General features: G+C 74.6%; 11 protein-coding genes. 4 read left to right on the top strand and 7 right to left on the bottom strand.

Going from position 1 to position 15,508, the window contains the following annotated elements; genetic code table 11:
- Positions 1-287 precede the first annotated feature (287 nt).
- Positions 288-1,094, top strand: a complete 807-nt coding sequence (locus ACFY0X_RS24745; protein WP_387757600.1) for an L-tyrosine/L-tryptophan isonitrile synthase family protein — start codon at positions 288-290, stop codon at positions 1,092-1,094.
- Between the two features lie 100 nt (positions 1,095-1,194).
- On the opposite strand, the gene ACFY0X_RS24740 is transcribed toward ACFY0X_RS24745, so the two are convergent.
- From ACFY0X_RS24740 to ACFY0X_RS24730, 3 genes are read right to left on the bottom strand one after another with little or no spacing between them, the layout of a single operon-like run.
- Complete coding sequence (locus ACFY0X_RS24740) at positions 1,195-2,010, bottom strand: ABC transporter ATP-binding protein (RefSeq protein ID WP_387757598.1); 816 nt, start codon at positions 2,008-2,010, stop codon at positions 1,195-1,197.
- The gene (locus tag ACFY0X_RS24735) at positions 2,007-3,095 is read right to left on the bottom strand and encodes a FecCD family ABC transporter permease (RefSeq protein ID WP_387757597.1); all 1,089 of its coding nucleotides are present in this window, start codon (positions 3,093-3,095) and stop codon (positions 2,007-2,009) included. Before ACFY0X_RS24735 ends, ACFY0X_RS24740 begins: the two co-directional genes overlap by 4 nt.
- A 3-nt stretch (positions 3,096-3,098) precedes the next feature.
- Positions 3,099-4,199: an ABC transporter substrate-binding protein gene (locus ACFY0X_RS24730; RefSeq protein ID WP_387757595.1), complete on the bottom strand. Its 1,101-nt coding sequence runs from the start codon at positions 4,197-4,199 to the stop codon at positions 3,099-3,101.
- Positions 4,200-4,431: 232 nt separating this feature from the next.
- Between ACFY0X_RS24730 and ACFY0X_RS24725 the strand changes: the two genes are divergently transcribed.
- Complete coding sequence (locus ACFY0X_RS24725; RefSeq protein ID WP_387757593.1) at positions 4,432-5,265, top strand: helical backbone metal receptor; 834 nt, start codon at positions 4,432-4,434, stop codon at positions 5,263-5,265.
- Between the two features lie 114 nt (positions 5,266-5,379).
- On the opposite strand, the gene ACFY0X_RS24720 is transcribed toward ACFY0X_RS24725, so the two are convergent.
- The 3 genes from ACFY0X_RS24720 to ACFY0X_RS24710 all read right to left on the bottom strand — a co-directional run bounded on the left by ACFY0X_RS24720 (position 5,380) and on the right by ACFY0X_RS24710 (position 11,127).
- Complete coding sequence (locus tag ACFY0X_RS24720) at positions 5,380-7,839, bottom strand: hypothetical protein (protein WP_387757592.1); 2,460 nt, start codon at positions 7,837-7,839, stop codon at positions 5,380-5,382.
- A gap of 274 nt (positions 7,840-8,113) precedes the next feature.
- Entirely contained in the window at positions 8,114-9,775 is a 1,662-nt protein-coding gene (locus ACFY0X_RS24715; protein WP_387757778.1) for a lipase maturation factor family protein, read from the bottom strand.
- Positions 9,776-10,053: 278 nt separating this feature from the next.
- A complete protein-coding gene (locus ACFY0X_RS24710; protein ID WP_387757590.1) occupies positions 10,054-11,127 on the bottom strand; it encodes a GAF domain-containing protein in 1,074 nt (357 codons plus the stop codon).
- Between the two features lie 411 nt (positions 11,128-11,538).
- Between ACFY0X_RS24710 and ACFY0X_RS24705 the strand changes: the two genes are divergently transcribed.
- Both ACFY0X_RS24705 and ACFY0X_RS24700 read left to right on the top strand, forming a co-directional pair.
- The gene (locus tag ACFY0X_RS24705; protein WP_387757589.1) at positions 11,539-12,816 is read left to right on the top strand and encodes an acyl-CoA dehydrogenase family protein; all 1,278 of its coding nucleotides are present in this window, start codon (positions 11,539-11,541) and stop codon (positions 12,814-12,816) included.
- Positions 12,817-13,215: 399 nt separating this feature from the next.
- The gene (locus tag ACFY0X_RS24700) at positions 13,216-14,961 is read left to right on the top strand and encodes a sensor histidine kinase (RefSeq protein WP_387757587.1); all 1,746 of its coding nucleotides are present in this window, start codon (positions 13,216-13,218) and stop codon (positions 14,959-14,961) included.
- Positions 14,962-15,040: 79 nt separating this feature from the next.
- Here ACFY0X_RS24700 and ACFY0X_RS24695 read toward each other — a convergent pair whose 3' ends face one another.
- Positions 15,041-15,499 (bottom strand): MarR family winged helix-turn-helix transcriptional regulator, encoded by a 459-nt coding sequence (locus ACFY0X_RS24695; protein WP_387757586.1) that lies wholly within the window; start codon positions 15,497-15,499, stop codon positions 15,041-15,043.
- Positions 15,500-15,508: the final 9 nt, after the last annotated feature.

Below are 15,508 nucleotides of genomic sequence, written 5' to 3'. Positions count from 1 at the left end.
ACACCGCCCGCCCGCAGCCCGACACCCGTCGACCGCAGCCCCAGCCCAGCCCAGCCCAGCCCACAAGCCGTACCGCACGACCTTCCGTGGAGGACCCGCCATGCCGCCCGTCGGCACCGCCCCTGCCGTCACCAGCCCCGCCGTCACCAGCCCCGTCGCCCCCGCCCTGGAGGACCGCCCCTCGGCCGAGCGACTCGCCGCCCGCGTGCTGGGCCTGCTGCTGCTGCCGCGCCGCGGACCCGGGCTTCGACGCCCGCCCGGAGCACTTCCCGCTCCAGCTGGCCCAGTTGGCGGACTTCATCGCGGCCGGCGAACCGATCGTCCTGACGCTGCCCGGCTTCCCCTGCAAGTCGCCGAACCCGGCGAAGGTGCTCGGTCACCTGCCGGACGAGGGCGAACGGCTGTCGCTGACCTTCCTCGACGGGCTCTGCGCCGAGATCGGCCGACTGCACGCACCCGGCGCCCGCATCCTGATCTGCTCGGACGGGCACATCTTCGGAGACCTGATCGACGTCCCGGACGACCACATAGACGCCTACTCGGACGCCCTGACCGCCATGATCGCCCGCGAGGGCCTGACCCACCTCGACACCTTCGACCTGCGGGCCGTCCTCGGCGACCTCCCGTACGACGAGAAGCGTGCCCGGGTGCACGCCCGGTACGCGCCGAGCGTCGAGGAGCTGCGCGAACAGGTGCTGACCGAGGAGGGGACGCTGCGGCTCTACCGGGGCATCACCCGTTTCCTCACCGAGGACGCCGTCGGCTTCACCGGCACCCGCTCCGCCCTCCAGCGGGAGTGCCGCCGCCGTGCCTACGGCGTGATCCAGCGCAGCCGCGCCTGGGGCGAGTTGATCGCCGAGCACCATCCACGCGCCGTCCGGCTCTCCATCCACCCGCAGCCCGCCGGGGCGTCCAAGTTCGGCATCCGGCTGCTCGCGGCAGCCGACGCCTGGACCACGCCCTGGCACTCGGCGGTCATCCACCGGACCGACGGCGGCTGGGAGTTGCTGCGCAGCGAAGAAGCCGCGCGGCTCGGTCGGCTGGTCCTGCGGGACGGCCGGCCGAGCCACTACGAGAGCCGCCAGGTGTCCTGACCTGGCGGCTGGCGGCTGGCGGCTGGCGGCTGGCGGCTGGCGACACGGTTCACGACCGGGTGATCTCGAAGTTACTCGTCCGGACGGGAGCCCGGACGAACTACCGCCCCGGCGCGGCCGAACCGGGTACGACGGCCTCCGCCGCTGCCGGGGCGCGGTGGTCGAAGGCGATCAACGGGTCGCCGGTGAGCGGGTGTTCGACCACTGCCGCCCGTACGCCGAAGACCTCGGCCAGCAGGTCGGCGGTCAGCACCTCGCGCGGTGTACCGGAGGCCACGAGGGTGCCGTCGTGCAGGACGTGCAGCCGGTCGCAGACCGAGGCGGCGGCGTTGAGGTCGTGCAGGGCCACCAGGGTGGTGCGGCGCTGCTCGCGGAGCAGGGCGAGCAGTTCGACCTGGTGCCGGACGTCCAGGTGGTTGGTCGGCTCGTCCAGGACCAGGACGTCCGGCTGCTGGGCGAGCGCCCGGGCCAGCAGCACCCGTTGCCGTTCGCCGCCGGACAGTTGGGCGAACCGGCGGTCGGCGGCCCCGGCCATGCCGACCCGGTCCAGCGCCTCGGCGGTGATCCGGTGGTCCTCCGCGTCGTCGGCCGCGAACGCCCGCTTGTAGGGCGTGCGGCCCATCGCGACCACCTCGCGGACGCTCAACTCGAAGTCGCCGCCGCGCTCCTGGGGCAGTGCCCCGATGTGCCGGGCGGACTCCGCCGGCCGCAGCTGCGCCAGGTCCCGTCCGGCCAGCAGCACCCGGCCGGCGCTCGGCCGCAGGTGCCGGTAGACGGTGCGCAGCAGGCTGGACTTGCCGCTGCCGTTCGGCCCGACCAGTCCGGCGATCTCTCCCTCCTCGACGATCAGGTTGGCCCCGGCCAGCACCGTCCGGCCGGCCAGGGCGACACTCAGGTCCTCGACGGCGATCCTCAACTGCGCTCCAGTCGTCGGTCCAGCAGGTAGAGCAGGGTGGGGGCGCCGAGCACGGCGGTGACCACGCCGATCGGCAGTTCCTGGCCGTCCAGGGCGGTGCGGGCCACGGTGTCGACGACGACCAGCAGCAGCGCCCCGGTGAGCGCGGACAGCGGCAGCAGCCGCCGGTGGTCGGCACCGACCAGCAGCCGGCACACGTGCGGCACCATCAGCCCGACGAAGCCGATCGCCCCGGAGACGGCGACCAGCACCCCGGTGAGCACACTGGTGACGACGAAGACCTCGCGGCGCAGCCGGGCGACGTCCACGCCGAGCCCGGCGGCCGTCTCGTCGCCCATCAGCATCGCGTTGAGGCCTCGGGCGCGGGCCTGGAGCAGGGCCAGTCCGAGCGCCACCGCAATGGCAGGGACGGCGAGTTGGGCCCAGACGGCGCCGCCGAGGCTGCCCATCAGCCAGAACAGCACGCCCCTGGTCTGCTGTTCGTCGCGGGTCTGCAGGACCAGGTAGCTGGTGACGCCGCCGAGGAACTGGGCGATGCCGATGCCCGCGAGGACCAGGCGCAGCGGGGAGAAGCCGCCGCCGCGCCGGGCCATCAGCCAGACCAGCGAGAACGCGGCGAGCGCGCCGGCGAACGCCGCCAGGGAGACGGTGAGACCGAGCGCGCTGCCGAAGGAGAGCTCGAGTCCGAGGGTGGTGCCGAGGACGATGGTGGCGACCGCGCCGAGCGAGGCGCCGGAGGAGATGCCGAGCAGGTAGGGATCGGCGAGCGGGTTGCGGACCAGGGCCTGCACGGCGGTGCCGACCAGGCCGAGTCCGGCCCCGACCACCGCCGCCAACAGGGCGCGCGGAACCCGCAGTTGCCAGACGATGAGGTCGCGGGTGCCGGGTTCGGCGGCCCGGCCGGTGAGCCGGCGGGCGACCACCGACCAGACCTCGCCGGGCGGGACGTCCACCGAGCCGAGCGAGACGGCGGCGGTCAGCGCGACCACCAGGGCGGCGACGAGGACGACGGCCAGCGGCCCGGCCCGCAGGGTGCGGGCCGGGCGGGCTTCGCCGTGCTCCTTGCGAGCGATGGCCGAAGTCACCGACTACCGGCCGTTCTTGGCGGGGTCGGTGCTCTTGACCAGGTCCGGGTGGACGGTGGCGGCGATCTGCCGGACGGCGTCGGCGTTGCGCACCCCCGCGATGGTGGTCACCTCGGAACCGAGCCGGACGAAGTGCCCTTCCTGGACGGCCTTCAGGCCCTGGGTCGCGGGGAAGCCCTTCAGGAACGCCTCGGCCTCGTCGAAGGCCTTGCGGGTGGCCTCCTCGCTGCCCCGGTTGCGTACGGCCAGCTGGATCCAGTCCGGGTTCTTCGCGACCACGTCCTCCCAGGAGCCGGGCTTGAAGTCGGCGTCGCAGTCGGCGAACACGTTGCGCGCCCCGGCCTGGCTGATCACGGCGTTGGCGACCTGCCGTCCGCAGACCGCCACCGGCTGCTTGGTCCCGGCGTCGAAGTCGAAGACGAAGTAGCTCGGCCGCTGCCCCTCCGGCACGGCGGCGAGCGCGGCGCGGACCTCGCCGAGCTGCTTCTCCATCCCGGCGACGAGTTCCTCGGCCCGGGCGGCGGTGCCGGTGACGGCGCCGAGCCGGCGGACGTCCTCCTCGATCCCGGCGAGGTCGGTGCGCGGCGCCTTGGCGGCCTTCGGCGTGCCGGCGCAGGCGGTGGAGAGCAGGTAGACGTGCTGGATGCCGGCCGCCGAGAACTCCTCCTCGCTCGGCCCGGTGGCGCCGCCTCCCATCATCGGCATCGCACCGAAGGTGTCCACGTAGAGGTCGGCGCCGGAGCCGAGCAGCTTCTCCTTGGGTATGCCCTTGTCCCCGAGCGCCGGCACCTTGGCGCCCTGCTCGGCGAGGGCGGCGGGCAGGGTGCCCTTGCCGGGTGGGAAGCCGGTGCCGATCACCCGGTCGCCGGCGCCGAGTTGGAGCAGCAGCTCCAGGCTGGAGGCGTTGCTGGTGACGATCCTGGCGGGTGCCTTGGCGATGGCGGTCTCCTTGCCCGCGCAGTCGGCGACCTTGACGGGGAACCCACCGCCCGGGCCGGCCTGGACGGTGACGGAGGCGTTCGGCCCGCCCTCGGTCCCGCTTCCGCAGGCCGTGGCGAACAGGGCGACGGCGGCCGCGATTCCGCAGACGACGCGAGGGCGCATGACAACTCTCTCCTGGTCGGTGGTGGTGCTGGGTGGTGCTCGGTGACGGTGCTGGATGGCCGTGCCGAGGGCCCGTACTGCGGACCCGGACCAGGTAGTCGGACGGCCCGGGCGATGGGTTCCCCGCAATTCGCGACCGGTCGCGGCCGGTGCGCCTGCGGGCTCGTGCGCAGGCGGGTTCGTACGCACGCGGGTTCGTACGTCGCCGAGGCCCGGGACGTAGGCTGGCCGGATGGCCGCCCCCACCACCCCGCGCGACGACCTCGACCTCCCCGTCCGGCTCGGGCCGCGCCCGCCCCGCCGGGTGGTCTCGCTGGTGCCGTCGCTGACCGAGGCGGTCGCCGCCACCGCACCCGGACTGCTGGTCGGCGCCACCGACTGGTGCAGCCACCCCGCCGACCTGTCCGTCACCCGGATCGGCGGTACCAAGAATCCGGACGTCCCCGCCATCCTCGCGCTCGCGCCGGACCTCGTCCTCGCCAACGACGAGGAGAACCGGCGCCCCGACCTGGACGCGCTGCGGGCGGCCGGCGTCCCGGTCTGGGTCACCGACATCCGCACCCTGGACGACGCCTTCCGCTCCCTGGACCGGCTGCTGACCACGGCCTGCGGGCTGCCCCGGCCGGTCTGGCTGGACGAGGCGGAGGCGGCCTGGCGCGGCATCGGGAGTGGCGCCCGGAGCGGGGACAGTCCTGCGGAGCCCGCCGGCCCGCGGACCGTCGTACCGATCTGGCGCCGCCCGTGGATGGTCCTCGGCCGCGACACCTTCGCCGGGGACCTGCTGCGCCGTCTGGGCCTGCGGCTCGTCCACGCCGACCACCCCGAGCGCTACCCGGCCGTCCCGCTGCCCGAACTTCTCGCCTGCCGACCGGAGTTGGTGGTCCTGGCGGACGAGCCCTACCGCTTCACCGCCGAGGACGGCCCGGAGGCGTTCCCCGGCACACCGGCGGCACTGGTCAGCGGACGACACCTGACGTGGTACGGACCGTCGCTGGTCACCGCCCCCGCCGTGCTGCGGCAGGCCCTCCACCACCCGTTCGGTCCGGGAGGTACGGGCACCTCGTAGGACGACCGGCGATCGCCGAGCCCGTCGTGGCGCCCCCGGTACCCGGCGCCGAACACGACAGGGCCCGGGACGCGTGTTCGCGTCCCGGGCCCTCGGCCCTTCGGCCGTACGTCGTCAGCCGCGCGCGGCGGCCACGGCGGCGCCCAGCGCCTCCTTGATCCGGGGGCCGAGGCGGGCGAAGCCCAGCTCCTTCATCGCCGCCCGCAGCAACTCCTCGTCGTTCCGCTCGACACCGTCGCCGTCCACCCACCGCACGACGGAGAGCAGCTCGTCGGCGGAGTAGGCCGTCACCGGGCGACCGGGCGTGAAGTCCGGCTTCGCGGGACGGGCGTCGGCCTCCGGCTCAGCGGCGGGGGCCTCGGCAGCAGCCTCAGGCTCGGGCTCGGTCGCGGCCTCAGGCTCGGGCTCGGGCTCGGTCTCGACGGAGGGCTCCTCGATCTCGACCGCAGGCGCCTCAACGGCTGCCTCGGCCTCGACCACCGGCTCCGTCACCTCGACGGCGACGGCCTCGGTCTCGGGCTGGGCAGCGGGCTCCTCGACGACGGGTTCGGCCTCAGGCCCGGCCTCGGCGACCGGCTCGGCCTCGGCAGCCTCCTCCGCGACCTCGGCCTCAGGCCCGGTCTCGGCCTCGGCCTCGGCAGCCGGTTCCTCGACCTCGACAGGCTCCTCGGCGACCTCGGCCTCAACCGCCGCTGCTACCAGGGCCGCAGGCTCGGTCTCGGCGACCGGCTCGACCTCGACGGCAGGCTCGGCAGCCTCAGCGGCCGGCTCCTCGGCAGCGGGCTCCACCGTGACGGCCTCGGGTTCGGTCTCGGTCTCGCCCACCGGCGCGGCCGCAGCCTCAGGCTCAGCCACGGGCTCGTCTGCCTCGGCAGTCGGCTCCTCGACCGAAACCTCGGCGACGGTCTCCTCGACCTCAGCGGCCTCGGCGACCGGAACGGCCTCCGGCTCTTCCTCCGCCGTCGTCTCGTCCGCAGCCTCAGGCTCAGCCACGGGCTCGTCTGCCTCGGCAGTCGGCTCCTCGACCGAAACCTCGGCGACGGTCTCCTCGACCTCAGCGGCCTCGGCGACCGGAACGGCCTCCGGCTCTTCCTCCGCCGTCGTCTCGTCCGCAGCCTCGGGCTCGGCCAGAGCGGCGGTCGCGGCGGCCACCAGGTCGTCGGCCGCCGGGGAGGGCGCCGGTAGGGTGACCACAGCGGCCGGGGCCTCCTCCTCAGCCTGCGCCGCCGACGGCTCGTCGGCAGCGGTACCCGGCTCCGCTTCGACCTCGGCCTCAGCCTCGGTCTCCGTCTCGCCCTCAGTCCCGGCCTCGGCCTCGGTCTCGGCGGCCACAGTCTCCGCAGCGGCCTCGTCCGTCTCCCCGACCGGAGCCGTCACCGGAGCCGGGGCCTCCTCCACGAGTCCGGCCCGCTGACCACCGGCCAGCGCCTGCAGGGCAGCCGCCTCGGCGTCGGCCAGGTCGGCCGTCTCGTCGGCCTCGGTCTCCTCGGCCACAGCTTCCTCGGCACCGGCCTCGACGGCGGTCTCAGCGGCGACCTCCACCTCAGCCGCGACCTCAGCCTCGGCAGCCTCCTCGGCACTCGGCTCCTCGACCGCCGTCTCCTCGACAACAGCGGAGGCCTCCGCGAGCCCGTCCCGCTGGCCGGCGGCCAGCGCCTGGCGAGCGGTGTACGCGGCCTCGGCGGCGCGGCGGTCGGCCTTGGCGGCGGCGAGTTCGGCGAGCAGGTCGGCGAGGCCGGCCTCTTCCAGGGCGGCGCGCAGGCTGCGGATGGTGGGCAGGCGGTAGAGGGTGCCCTCGTCGGCGGCAAGCCGCTCGACCAGGTCGATCAGCTCGGCGAAGGGCAGCCCGTCCAGGTCGTGGTCGGGCAGCAGGCGGGCGAGGCCGCGCAGGCCGGTGTTGATCGCCTCGAAGGCCTGGGCGGTGCGGTCGACCAGCGCGCCGTCGGAGGGCACCCGCGGGAGGGTGCCGACCGGGGCGAGGGCGGCCCAGGCGCGACGCTCGATCTCGGCGGAGGTGAGGGCCTCGTGCAGGTCCTCACGGCGGATGCGGCGGTCGGTGGCGAGCGCGACGGCCTGCTTGCGCAGCGAGCGACCGCGCAGCCAGGAGAGCTTGACGCCGTTCTCCCGGCGCCAGGCGCTGTCGGCGGTGGCGGCGGCGAGGGCGCCGAGGTCGGCGTCGTACGCGGCGGGGAAGAGGGTCGCGGAGGTGCGGTGCACCCGCTGGAGCATCTCCACCAGCAGCGCGGTCTTGGCGACGGTGTCGGGCTCGTCCAGCTTGGCGTCGGCGGCGAGGGCGGTGACGGCCTCCCAGGTCTGCTGGAGGTCGCTGCCGCGCAGTTCGGCGAGGGCCGTGGACGCGGCGCGGGCGTCCTCGGGGGTGGCGACGGTGTCGACGGCCGCGTACCAGGCGTGGGTCTCGGCGGTGAGCGTGAAGGCCCCGAGTTCGGCGTAGCGGCCGAGGTCCTCGCGGAGGTCGGGCTCCGCTGCGGCGTCCTGGGGGTCCTTGACGTCTGCGGCGTCGGCGACGTCCGCCGGGTCGGCTGCGTCGGCGTTGCGCGAGTGAAGCACTGTCATGTGAGGTCCGGTTCTGGGCGACGACGGCGGGGCTGGCGGCGAGGGGGCGGCGGACCGGTTGCGCGGGATCGCCCCTGGGACGGGGCTGGGGGGCGCGCGGTCGGGCTGCCGGTGTGGACGCCCAGAATACGGGTGCCCGTTCGAGCCTTGCACGCACCCACCGCCCCGAACGGCGGGTGTCGTGTGCCATACCGCCCGCCTGGCCGCCACCCGGACGGTCCGCCCGGGTGGTCCCGCGGTGCTCCGGACGGGTGTCCTCGCTGCTCACGGCTCCTCACCGCGGCTCCCCGTGCCGCCCTCCATCGGACGGACCGCGCCGACGGTCGGGCCGGCGGCCAGGCCGGTCGGGGCGGTCAGGGCGGTCAGGGCGATCGGGACGGCCAGGCCGGTCTGGACGATCGGGGCGTTCGCCCGACAGACCGTCCCGCCGCCGGAACCGTTCCAGCGGCACCTCCCGCACGCCACGGGCCCGCCCCTGGCCCCGTCCGCCGAGCGGCGGCCGGAACCCGGCCCGACCGAGGGCGCGCAGATCGACCGGAGCGAGGTACTCGCCGAGCGCGGTGCGGTGCCACCACGCGCCGGTTTCCCGCAGTTCGCGCCAATCGGTGAACCGGTAGAGGTAGAGGGTCGCCCGGACGTGGGTCGGCGGGGCGTCCGGGAAGGGGTTGTGGCGCAGCAGGCGCAGGGTGGCCCGGTCGCCGGACAGCAGGCGGGCGACGAAGGGCAGGAACCAGGGGCGGGCGTAGGCGGGCGAGATGCCGGCGAACCACATCAGCCAGTCGAGCCGCAGGTGGTAGGGCGCGAACTGGCGCGGGAGCCGGCGCACGTCACCGGGCTTGCCCTTGAAGCCGTACTCGCGCCAGACGGTGTGCGGGGTGAGCACGGCCTCGTCGGTGCCCTCGACCACCACCTCCTGGCGGAGCCGGTTGACGCTGCCGAAGGCGCCGTACGTGTTGACGAGGTGCAGCCGGTTGAAGGAGCGGTTCATGGCCTGGCCGCGGGAGACCATGTTGCGCACCGGCCAGTAGCTGAGCCCCACGACGGCGGCGGTCAGCACGATCACCAGCGCCTCGTACCAGACCGGGGCGCCGGGGTACGCGCGGGCGTGGACGGGCAGGCCGAGGCGGGCCGGCTGTACGGCGGCGAGGGCGAGGACGATGGTCAGCCAGTTGAGCCAGGCGAAGTTGCCGGAGGCGACCAGCCAGAGCTGGGTGGCGATGACGGCGCAGGCCGCGTAGCCGGCGACCGGCTGCGGCAGCAGCAGGGCCACCGGTACGACGAGTTGGACGACGTGATTGACGGCCGCCTCCACCCGGTGCAGCGGGGCGGGCAGGTGGTGGAAGAACCAGCTGAGCGGTCCGGGCATCGGCTGGGTCTCGTGGTGGTACCGCAGGCAGGTCAGGTCGCGCCAGCAGCTGTCGCCGCGCAGCTTGATCAGCCCGGCGCCGAACTCGACCCGGAAGGCCAGCCAGCGCATCAGCCACAGCACCGGGGCGGGCGGGGCGGTGTCGGCGTTGCCCAGGAAGGCGGCGAGGAAGCCGGATTCGAGCAGCAGCGACTCCCAGCCGAAGGAGTACCAGGTCTGCCCGACGTTGACGATGGAGAGGTAGAGGCCCCAGAGCACCACCCACAGCAGGATCGACGCCCAGAGCGGGACGGCGTCGCCCAGCCCGGCCGCCACGGCGGCGGCGAGGGCGGCGCCGCTCCAGGCGACGGCGGCGAAGAACCGGTCGCTGTAGTGGAGGTGGAACAGGCCGGGTGACCGGCGGAACGGGACCCGGTCGGTGAACCGGGGCACCGGCAGCATGCCGTCGGTGCCGATCAGCGCGCGGAACTGCGCGGCGGCGGCCAGGAATCCGATCAGGAAGAGCGCGGCGAGCAGGCGTTGGACGAGCAGCCGGCTCAGCCAGTAGTCCGGGGCGGCGAACCAGTCCATGCGGCCCATGCCTACCATCCGGCACCCCGGGCGCGGGCCCGGTCGGGGCGGCGGCGGGCGGACGGTTCACCCGCTCGGCCCGGGCCGCGGGCCCGGCGGGCTCCGGAACGGACGCCGGAAGACGCCCGAGCGAAGCCGGTGGCGGGAAGCCGGTGGCAGCCCCGTCGAGCGACGCCCGGCGAACTCCCGGCCCGGACGGCACCGTGGCGGGGTCCTCTCCACGGGGGTGAGAGGCACCCCGCCACGGCGGGGAACGGGTCCGCACCGGTCGGCCGGGTTCAGCCGGGCAGGCCGGGGCCGGCCTCGCCGGTGATGGCCGAGCGGCCGGGCACGGAGGCGCCGCTCTGCTGGAGCCGGTCGACGAGCAGGGCGGCCAGGGTGCCGAGCTCCTCCTCGGTGCGGGACCGGGCGGTGATGTCCATGCCGACGGTGAGGACGCCGTTGATCCGGCCGGTGAGCGCGGCCCGCAGCGGGGTGCAGGTGAAGCTGAAGACCTGCCGGCCGCGCTGGGCGTCCGGGCGGGCGGACTGGAGCCGGACGTCGTCGAGGACGGCGGTGCGACCGGTGTGGTACGCCTCCACGACGGCCTGTTCGAGGCCCGCCGCGCCGAGCTGGGGGTAGGCGGCGCCGATCGTCCCGTACGCCGTCGGGGCGCCGAAGGTGTCGGCGTGCTGGGCGTTGGCGTACCGGATCTCCTGGCCCGGGCCCTCGGTGAGCATGATGGGGAACGGCGAGCCGTCGAAGGCGGCGAACATCTCCTGGCGCTGGGCGAGCAGGCTGTCGCGCAGCCGGATCTCGGAGAGCAGTGCCTCGGCGAGGTGCTGGATGTCGCGCAGCCGTTCGCGCCCCCACTGCCGGGGTTCCCGGTCGAGGACGCAGACGGTGCCGATGACGGTGTTGGTGTCGTCGACGAGCGGGGCGCCGAGGTAGGCGCGGACCCCGAGTTCGTCCACCACCGGGTTCCCGGCGAAGCGGGGGTAGGCGAGGATGTCGTCGAGGGCGAGCGGGGAGCGCTGGGCGACCACGTGCGGGCAGAAGCCGTGGCTCAGCGGCATCTCGCGGGTGGGAAGGTCGAAGGCGATGCCGCGGTCCGCCCAGGACGATCCGTCCTCGGCCTTGGTGTCGGCCGAACTTGGCGGAATGTAGAGCCCCCGGAACATCTGGCGCTCGTCATTGATGAAGTTGACCATCGCGATGGGGGCGCGCGTGATACTGGCTGCCAGGTGGGCGAAGCGGTCGAAGGCCTCGTCCGCGGACGGGTCGTTGAGCCCAAGGCCGCGCAGCCTGCGGGTTCGCGCGGACTCCCCGGAGGCACCCGGGAACTGGCCTTGAGTGCTCATCACATCAGTCATGGCGCACATGTAACCAGACATCAGAACGGCCGGGCGGTCCCGATCGACCGTTCCTCAGCCTTGCCGATGGCCAGTCAAAACCGCACGTGAACGACCGGTCGACGGTCGGTCACGAAGCGCTGATCGATTCCCGTCCGGGGCCCGGGCGAAACCCCTCGGCGCTGGGACGGGCCGAATCACGCCAATCCAAGATCGACTCTGGGATGCCCCGGTGCCCCATACAACAATGAGCCCTGCCGAAGACACGGACGGTGCCCGTCGCCTGGACGCCACCCGGTGACGCGTGCGCCGATCGCACCGGGGCGACCGGCCGACACTCCCGCACCCCCACCGCCCCCCGTGGGGGTCGCCGGAGCGGCATCGACGGCACGGACGGAGGCACGGCACCACCCGCATCGAGAGGACCGGAGCATGGCGATGGACTACTTCACCGACGACCGTCACGAGGACCTTCGCGCCGAGGTCCGTGACTTCGCGGAGAAGGAGGTGCGTCCGCGGGTGTCCAGGATGGAGGCCGAGCGGAAGATCGAGTTCGAGCTGGCCCGGGAGATCGCCCGCCAGGGCTGGATCGGCGTGACGATCCCGCGGGAGTTCGGCGGCCTCGGCCTGGGGCACGTCGCCAAGACCGTGATCATCGAGGAGCTGGCCCGGGTCAGCGGAGCCGCGGGCTCGATCGCGCAGGCCTCCCAGCTGGGCGTGGCCAAGGTCCTCCACTACGGCTCCCAGGCCCAACGCCGCAAGTGGCTGCCGAAGTTCGCCTCCGGGGAGTGCCTGCCGACCATCGCCGTCACCGAGCCGGAGTCCGGCGGCCACGTGCTCGGGATGACCGGCACCGCGGTGCGCGACGGCGACGAGTACGTGCTCAACGGCCGCAAGTGGTTCGTCGGCAACTCCCACATCGGGGACGTGCACGGCGTGGTCCTGCGCACCGGCCAGGGCAGCCGGGGCCTGTCCGCCTTCCTGGTGGAGAGCGACCGCCCCGGGTTCCGCACCGGCTCCCCCGGGTCGCAGAGCGGGCTGCACGGCTTCAGCTTCGGCGAGATCCTTCTGGAGGACTGCCGCGTCCCGGCCGGCAACCGGCTCGGCCGGGAGGGGCAGGGGCTGGACGTCGCCTACTCCTCCTCCACCCTCTACGGCCGGATCAACCTCGCCGCCGTCGCGCTCGGCATCCACACCGCGATCGTCGAGGACACCGTCCGGTTCGCCGAGGGGCGCGTCCTGTACGGCCAGCCGATCAACCAACTCCCGAACATCATGCTGAAGTTGGGTGAGATGCAGTCACGGTTGATGACCGCCAGGCTGGCCGCGTACCACGCCTCCCACCTGCTCGACCACGGCCGCGCCTGCGACGCCGAGCTGATGAACGCCAAGCTGATCAACACCGAGTACGCACTGGACTCCGCGCGCAACGCCATGGAGATCCACGCCGCCCGCGGCCTCCAGCCCGAGTTCGGCATCGAGCGCTACCTGCGGGACGCCACCCACGTCTACCCGCCGGCCGGCACCTCGGACGTCCAGCGGCTGCGGCTCGGGCAGGTCGCCTCGGGCACGTACGGCAAGCAGTGGTCGGCGGAGCTCTCCGACCTGACCAGCTGGGCCTGGAGCGAACTCGCCGCCCAGCGGGACGCCCCGGCGGAGGAACCGCCGGGGCGGGGCGGGCGGGTGCTGCCGATGCCACTGGCGGGCTGAGCCCGCCCGCCGGAGCGGCACTTGACCCGTTCCCGACGGATCCCCCAGCGGCCGCCCCCGGCCGCCGGGGACCGTCGGACCGGACCGGCCGCGGGCCGTGAGCTGCGGCGTTGCGCCGTCGAACGATTCGCCCCGCACTCCGCCCCCACTCCATCATCCCTTCGTCCAGGGCCAGTTGAGGTTGCGGCGCCGACACCACGGGCTGATAGCGTTCCGTGGCGTCGGCGGTCGCGCTGCACCCCCGCCGGGCCCGGTGGCAGTACGCCACCGGCTCCGGCAGTCCCGGCCTCGACTCCCTGAAGCCCGGCCGCGCCGTACGGGGTCGACCCGCCGCCCGGACCCCACCGGTCCGCGACCGGCGGCCCGGTCCCTCGGCTCGGCCCTGCAGCAAGGAATCAGATGCCAGGCATATCGGGCCCTCGCACGGGCCACCGCGCCGGCCGGTCCGGCTCCCTCCGCCGCCCGCTCCTCGCCCTCGTCCTGGTCCCCGGCCTGGGCCTCGCCGCCGCCTGGGGGTACGCCCTCTACCTGCTGCGCGGGTCCGGACAGCGCACCGAGCTGCTGGCCGGCAGCGCGGCCGTCGCCCTGGTGCTGCTGATCAGCCTGGTCCGCGGCCTCCGGACCGCCTGGACGCTGTCCGCGCGGCTGTCCGACCTACGGGCCGACACCTTCGCGCTCGCCCAGCGGGAGATCCCCGAGGTGGTCGAACGGCTGCGCGCCGGGGAACAGGTGCCCGTCCCGCCCGTCTGGGCGCCGTCCCGGCGGACCGGCGACGACGTCCAGCAGGCCTCCGAGGGCCTCGCCGCCGTCCGCCAGGCCGCGGTCGCCGCCATCGTCCACCAGGCCCAGGGCCGCGAGGGGACGAAGAAGGTCTTCCTCAACATCGCCCGGCGCACCCAGATCCTGATCCACCGGCAGATCAGCATGCTGGACGCGCTGGAACGCGAGCACGAGGACCCGGAGCTGCTGCGCGAACTGTTCGCGGTCGACCACCTGGCCACCCGGATGCGGCGCAACGCCGAGAACCTGGTCATCCTCGGCGGCGCCCTGCCCGCCCGGCGCTGGCGCACCGCCGTACCCGTGGTCAACGTGCTGCGCAGCGCCGTCTCGGAGACCGAGAGCTACTCCCGGGTCGTCGTCCGGGGCGTGCCGCGCGTCTCGCTCGGCGGGCAGGCCGTCGCCGACGTCATCCACCTGGTCGCCGAACTGATCGAGAACGGCACGACCTTCTCCCCGCCGTACGCCCAGGTGCAGGTCTCCGCGCAGGAGGTCTCCGAGGGCCTGTCGGTGGAGGTCGAGGACCGCGGGCTCGGCATGACCGAGGAGGAGTACCGGCGGCTCAACGAGTACCTGGCCCACCCGCCCGAGCTGGACGTCTCCGCGCTCGGCGACGACCTGCGGCTCGGCCTGTTCGTCGTCGCGCGACTGGCCGCCCGGCACGACGTCAAGGTCACCCTGGGGCCGTCCCCGTACGGCGGCACCCGGGCCGTGGTGCTGGTGCCCTCGGCGCTGCTGGAGCAGGCCCGGCAGCCGGCCGCGGCGCCCGGACAGTCGGCCGCCGTGCCCGGGCTGCCGTCGGGTGCCCGGATCACCCGGGCTCCGGCGGCCGACGGTCAGCAGGCGGCGGGGGGTGGGGACAGGGACGGGGCCGGCCCCGGGGCGGGGGCAGGGCCCGATGGCCTCGGGCCGGTGCCGTCCGGCGGGGTCGGTGGACTGCCGGGCGGGGGCCAGGGGGCTCCGGGGCCCTTCGGCGCCCCGGGGGCTCCGGCCGTCCCGTACACCGCGGACGGCGCGGGGGCGGGCGCCGGTACGGGCGCTGTGGGGACGGGCGCTGTGGGCGACGGGGGTGCCGTCCGCGCTGAGGCACCCGTCAACGGGGGCCTGGCGGTGGGCGCCGAGATCCCCGGACTGCCCGGCGCCGTGGTCGTACCCCGGCCCGTGCTGCCGCGCGTGTACGACCTGTCGGGCGGCCCCGCGGTGGGCGGTCGCGCCGCGGGAACGCCCGGCGACGGCCCGGACGGCCGGCCGCGCGCGCTTCCGGTCCTGCCGCAGCGGGCCCCCGACGCCGGGCCGGGCGCGCCCTCCGCCCCGCAGCAGGCCCCCGCTGAAGCCCCCGCCGCCCGGGAGGCCGAGGAGCCGAAGTGACGACGCGGCGGGCGTCGGCTTCGGACCTCGCCGCGGGGTTCAGGCCTTGGTACGGGGCGGCAGGCCTTGTCGCGGGGCCTCAGGCCTTGGCGTGGACCGGGTGGAGCTCACCGAGCGATTCCACCAGCGGGGCCAGCTCGGGGACGTCGGTGGCCTCGGCCAGCGTCGCCTCCAGGGCGGCGTCGTGCACCGGGCGGGCGGCCGTCAGCAGGTCCCGGCCCTCGGGCGTCAACTCGGTGTAGATGCCGCGCCGGTCGTCCACACAGAGGAAGCGGCTGAGCAGGCCGCGGTCCTCCAGGCGGCTCACCAACCGGGTGGTCGCGCTGCTGCTCAGCGCCGCCGCCCGGGCCAGCTGCTGCATCCGCATGTGCCAGCCGTCCTGACGGGAGAGCGCCTCCAGCACCGTGTACTCGACCACCGAGAGCTTGAACTCGGCCTGCAGCGCCTTCTCCAGCGCGGTGTCGATCATCCCGTGCAGCGCGGCGAGCGTCCGCCAGCCGCGAGCCCGGATCTCGGCCGCATCGTCGCGGATTCCCATGACTCGCCC

It is taken from the genome of Kitasatospora sp. NPDC001547 (genome assembly GCF_042894165.1).
Lineage (GTDB): Bacteria > Actinomycetota > Actinomycetes > Streptomycetales > Streptomycetaceae > Kitasatospora.
Note: the sequence above shows the minus strand (reverse complement) of the source record. Positions and strands in the feature narration are given on the sequence as shown.

What these genes read in the sequence shown, in the direction of transcription:
- ACFY0X_RS24730 (WP_387757595.1), bottom strand. Translation starts at nt 4,199, where the DNA reads ATGCGCCCTCGCGTCGTCTGCGGAATCGCGGCCGCCGTCGCCCTGTTC.
- ACFY0X_RS24725 (WP_387757593.1), top strand. Translation starts at nt 4,432, where the DNA reads ATGGCCGCCCCCACCACCCCGCGCGACGACCTCGACCTCCCCGTCCGG.
- ACFY0X_RS24720 (WP_387757592.1), bottom strand. Translation starts at nt 7,839, where the DNA reads ATGACAGTGCTTCACTCGCGCAACGCCGACGCAGCCGACCCGGCGGAC.
- ACFY0X_RS24715 (WP_387757778.1), bottom strand. Translation starts at nt 9,775, where the DNA reads ATGGACTGGTTCGCCGCCCCGGACTACTGGCTGAGCCGGCTGCTCGTC.
- ACFY0X_RS24710 (WP_387757590.1), bottom strand. Translation starts at nt 11,127, where the DNA reads ATGACTGATGTGATGAGCACTCAAGGCCAGTTCCCGGGTGCCTCCGGG.
- ACFY0X_RS24705 (WP_387757589.1), top strand. Translation starts at nt 11,539, where the DNA reads ATGGCGATGGACTACTTCACCGACGACCGTCACGAGGACCTTCGCGCC.
- ACFY0X_RS24700 (WP_387757587.1), top strand. Translation starts at nt 13,216, where the DNA reads ATGCCAGGCATATCGGGCCCTCGCACGGGCCACCGCGCCGGCCGGTCC.
- ACFY0X_RS24695 (WP_387757586.1), bottom strand. Translation starts at nt 15,499, where the DNA reads ATGGGAATCCGCGACGATGCGGCCGAGATCCGGGCTCGCGGCTGGCGG.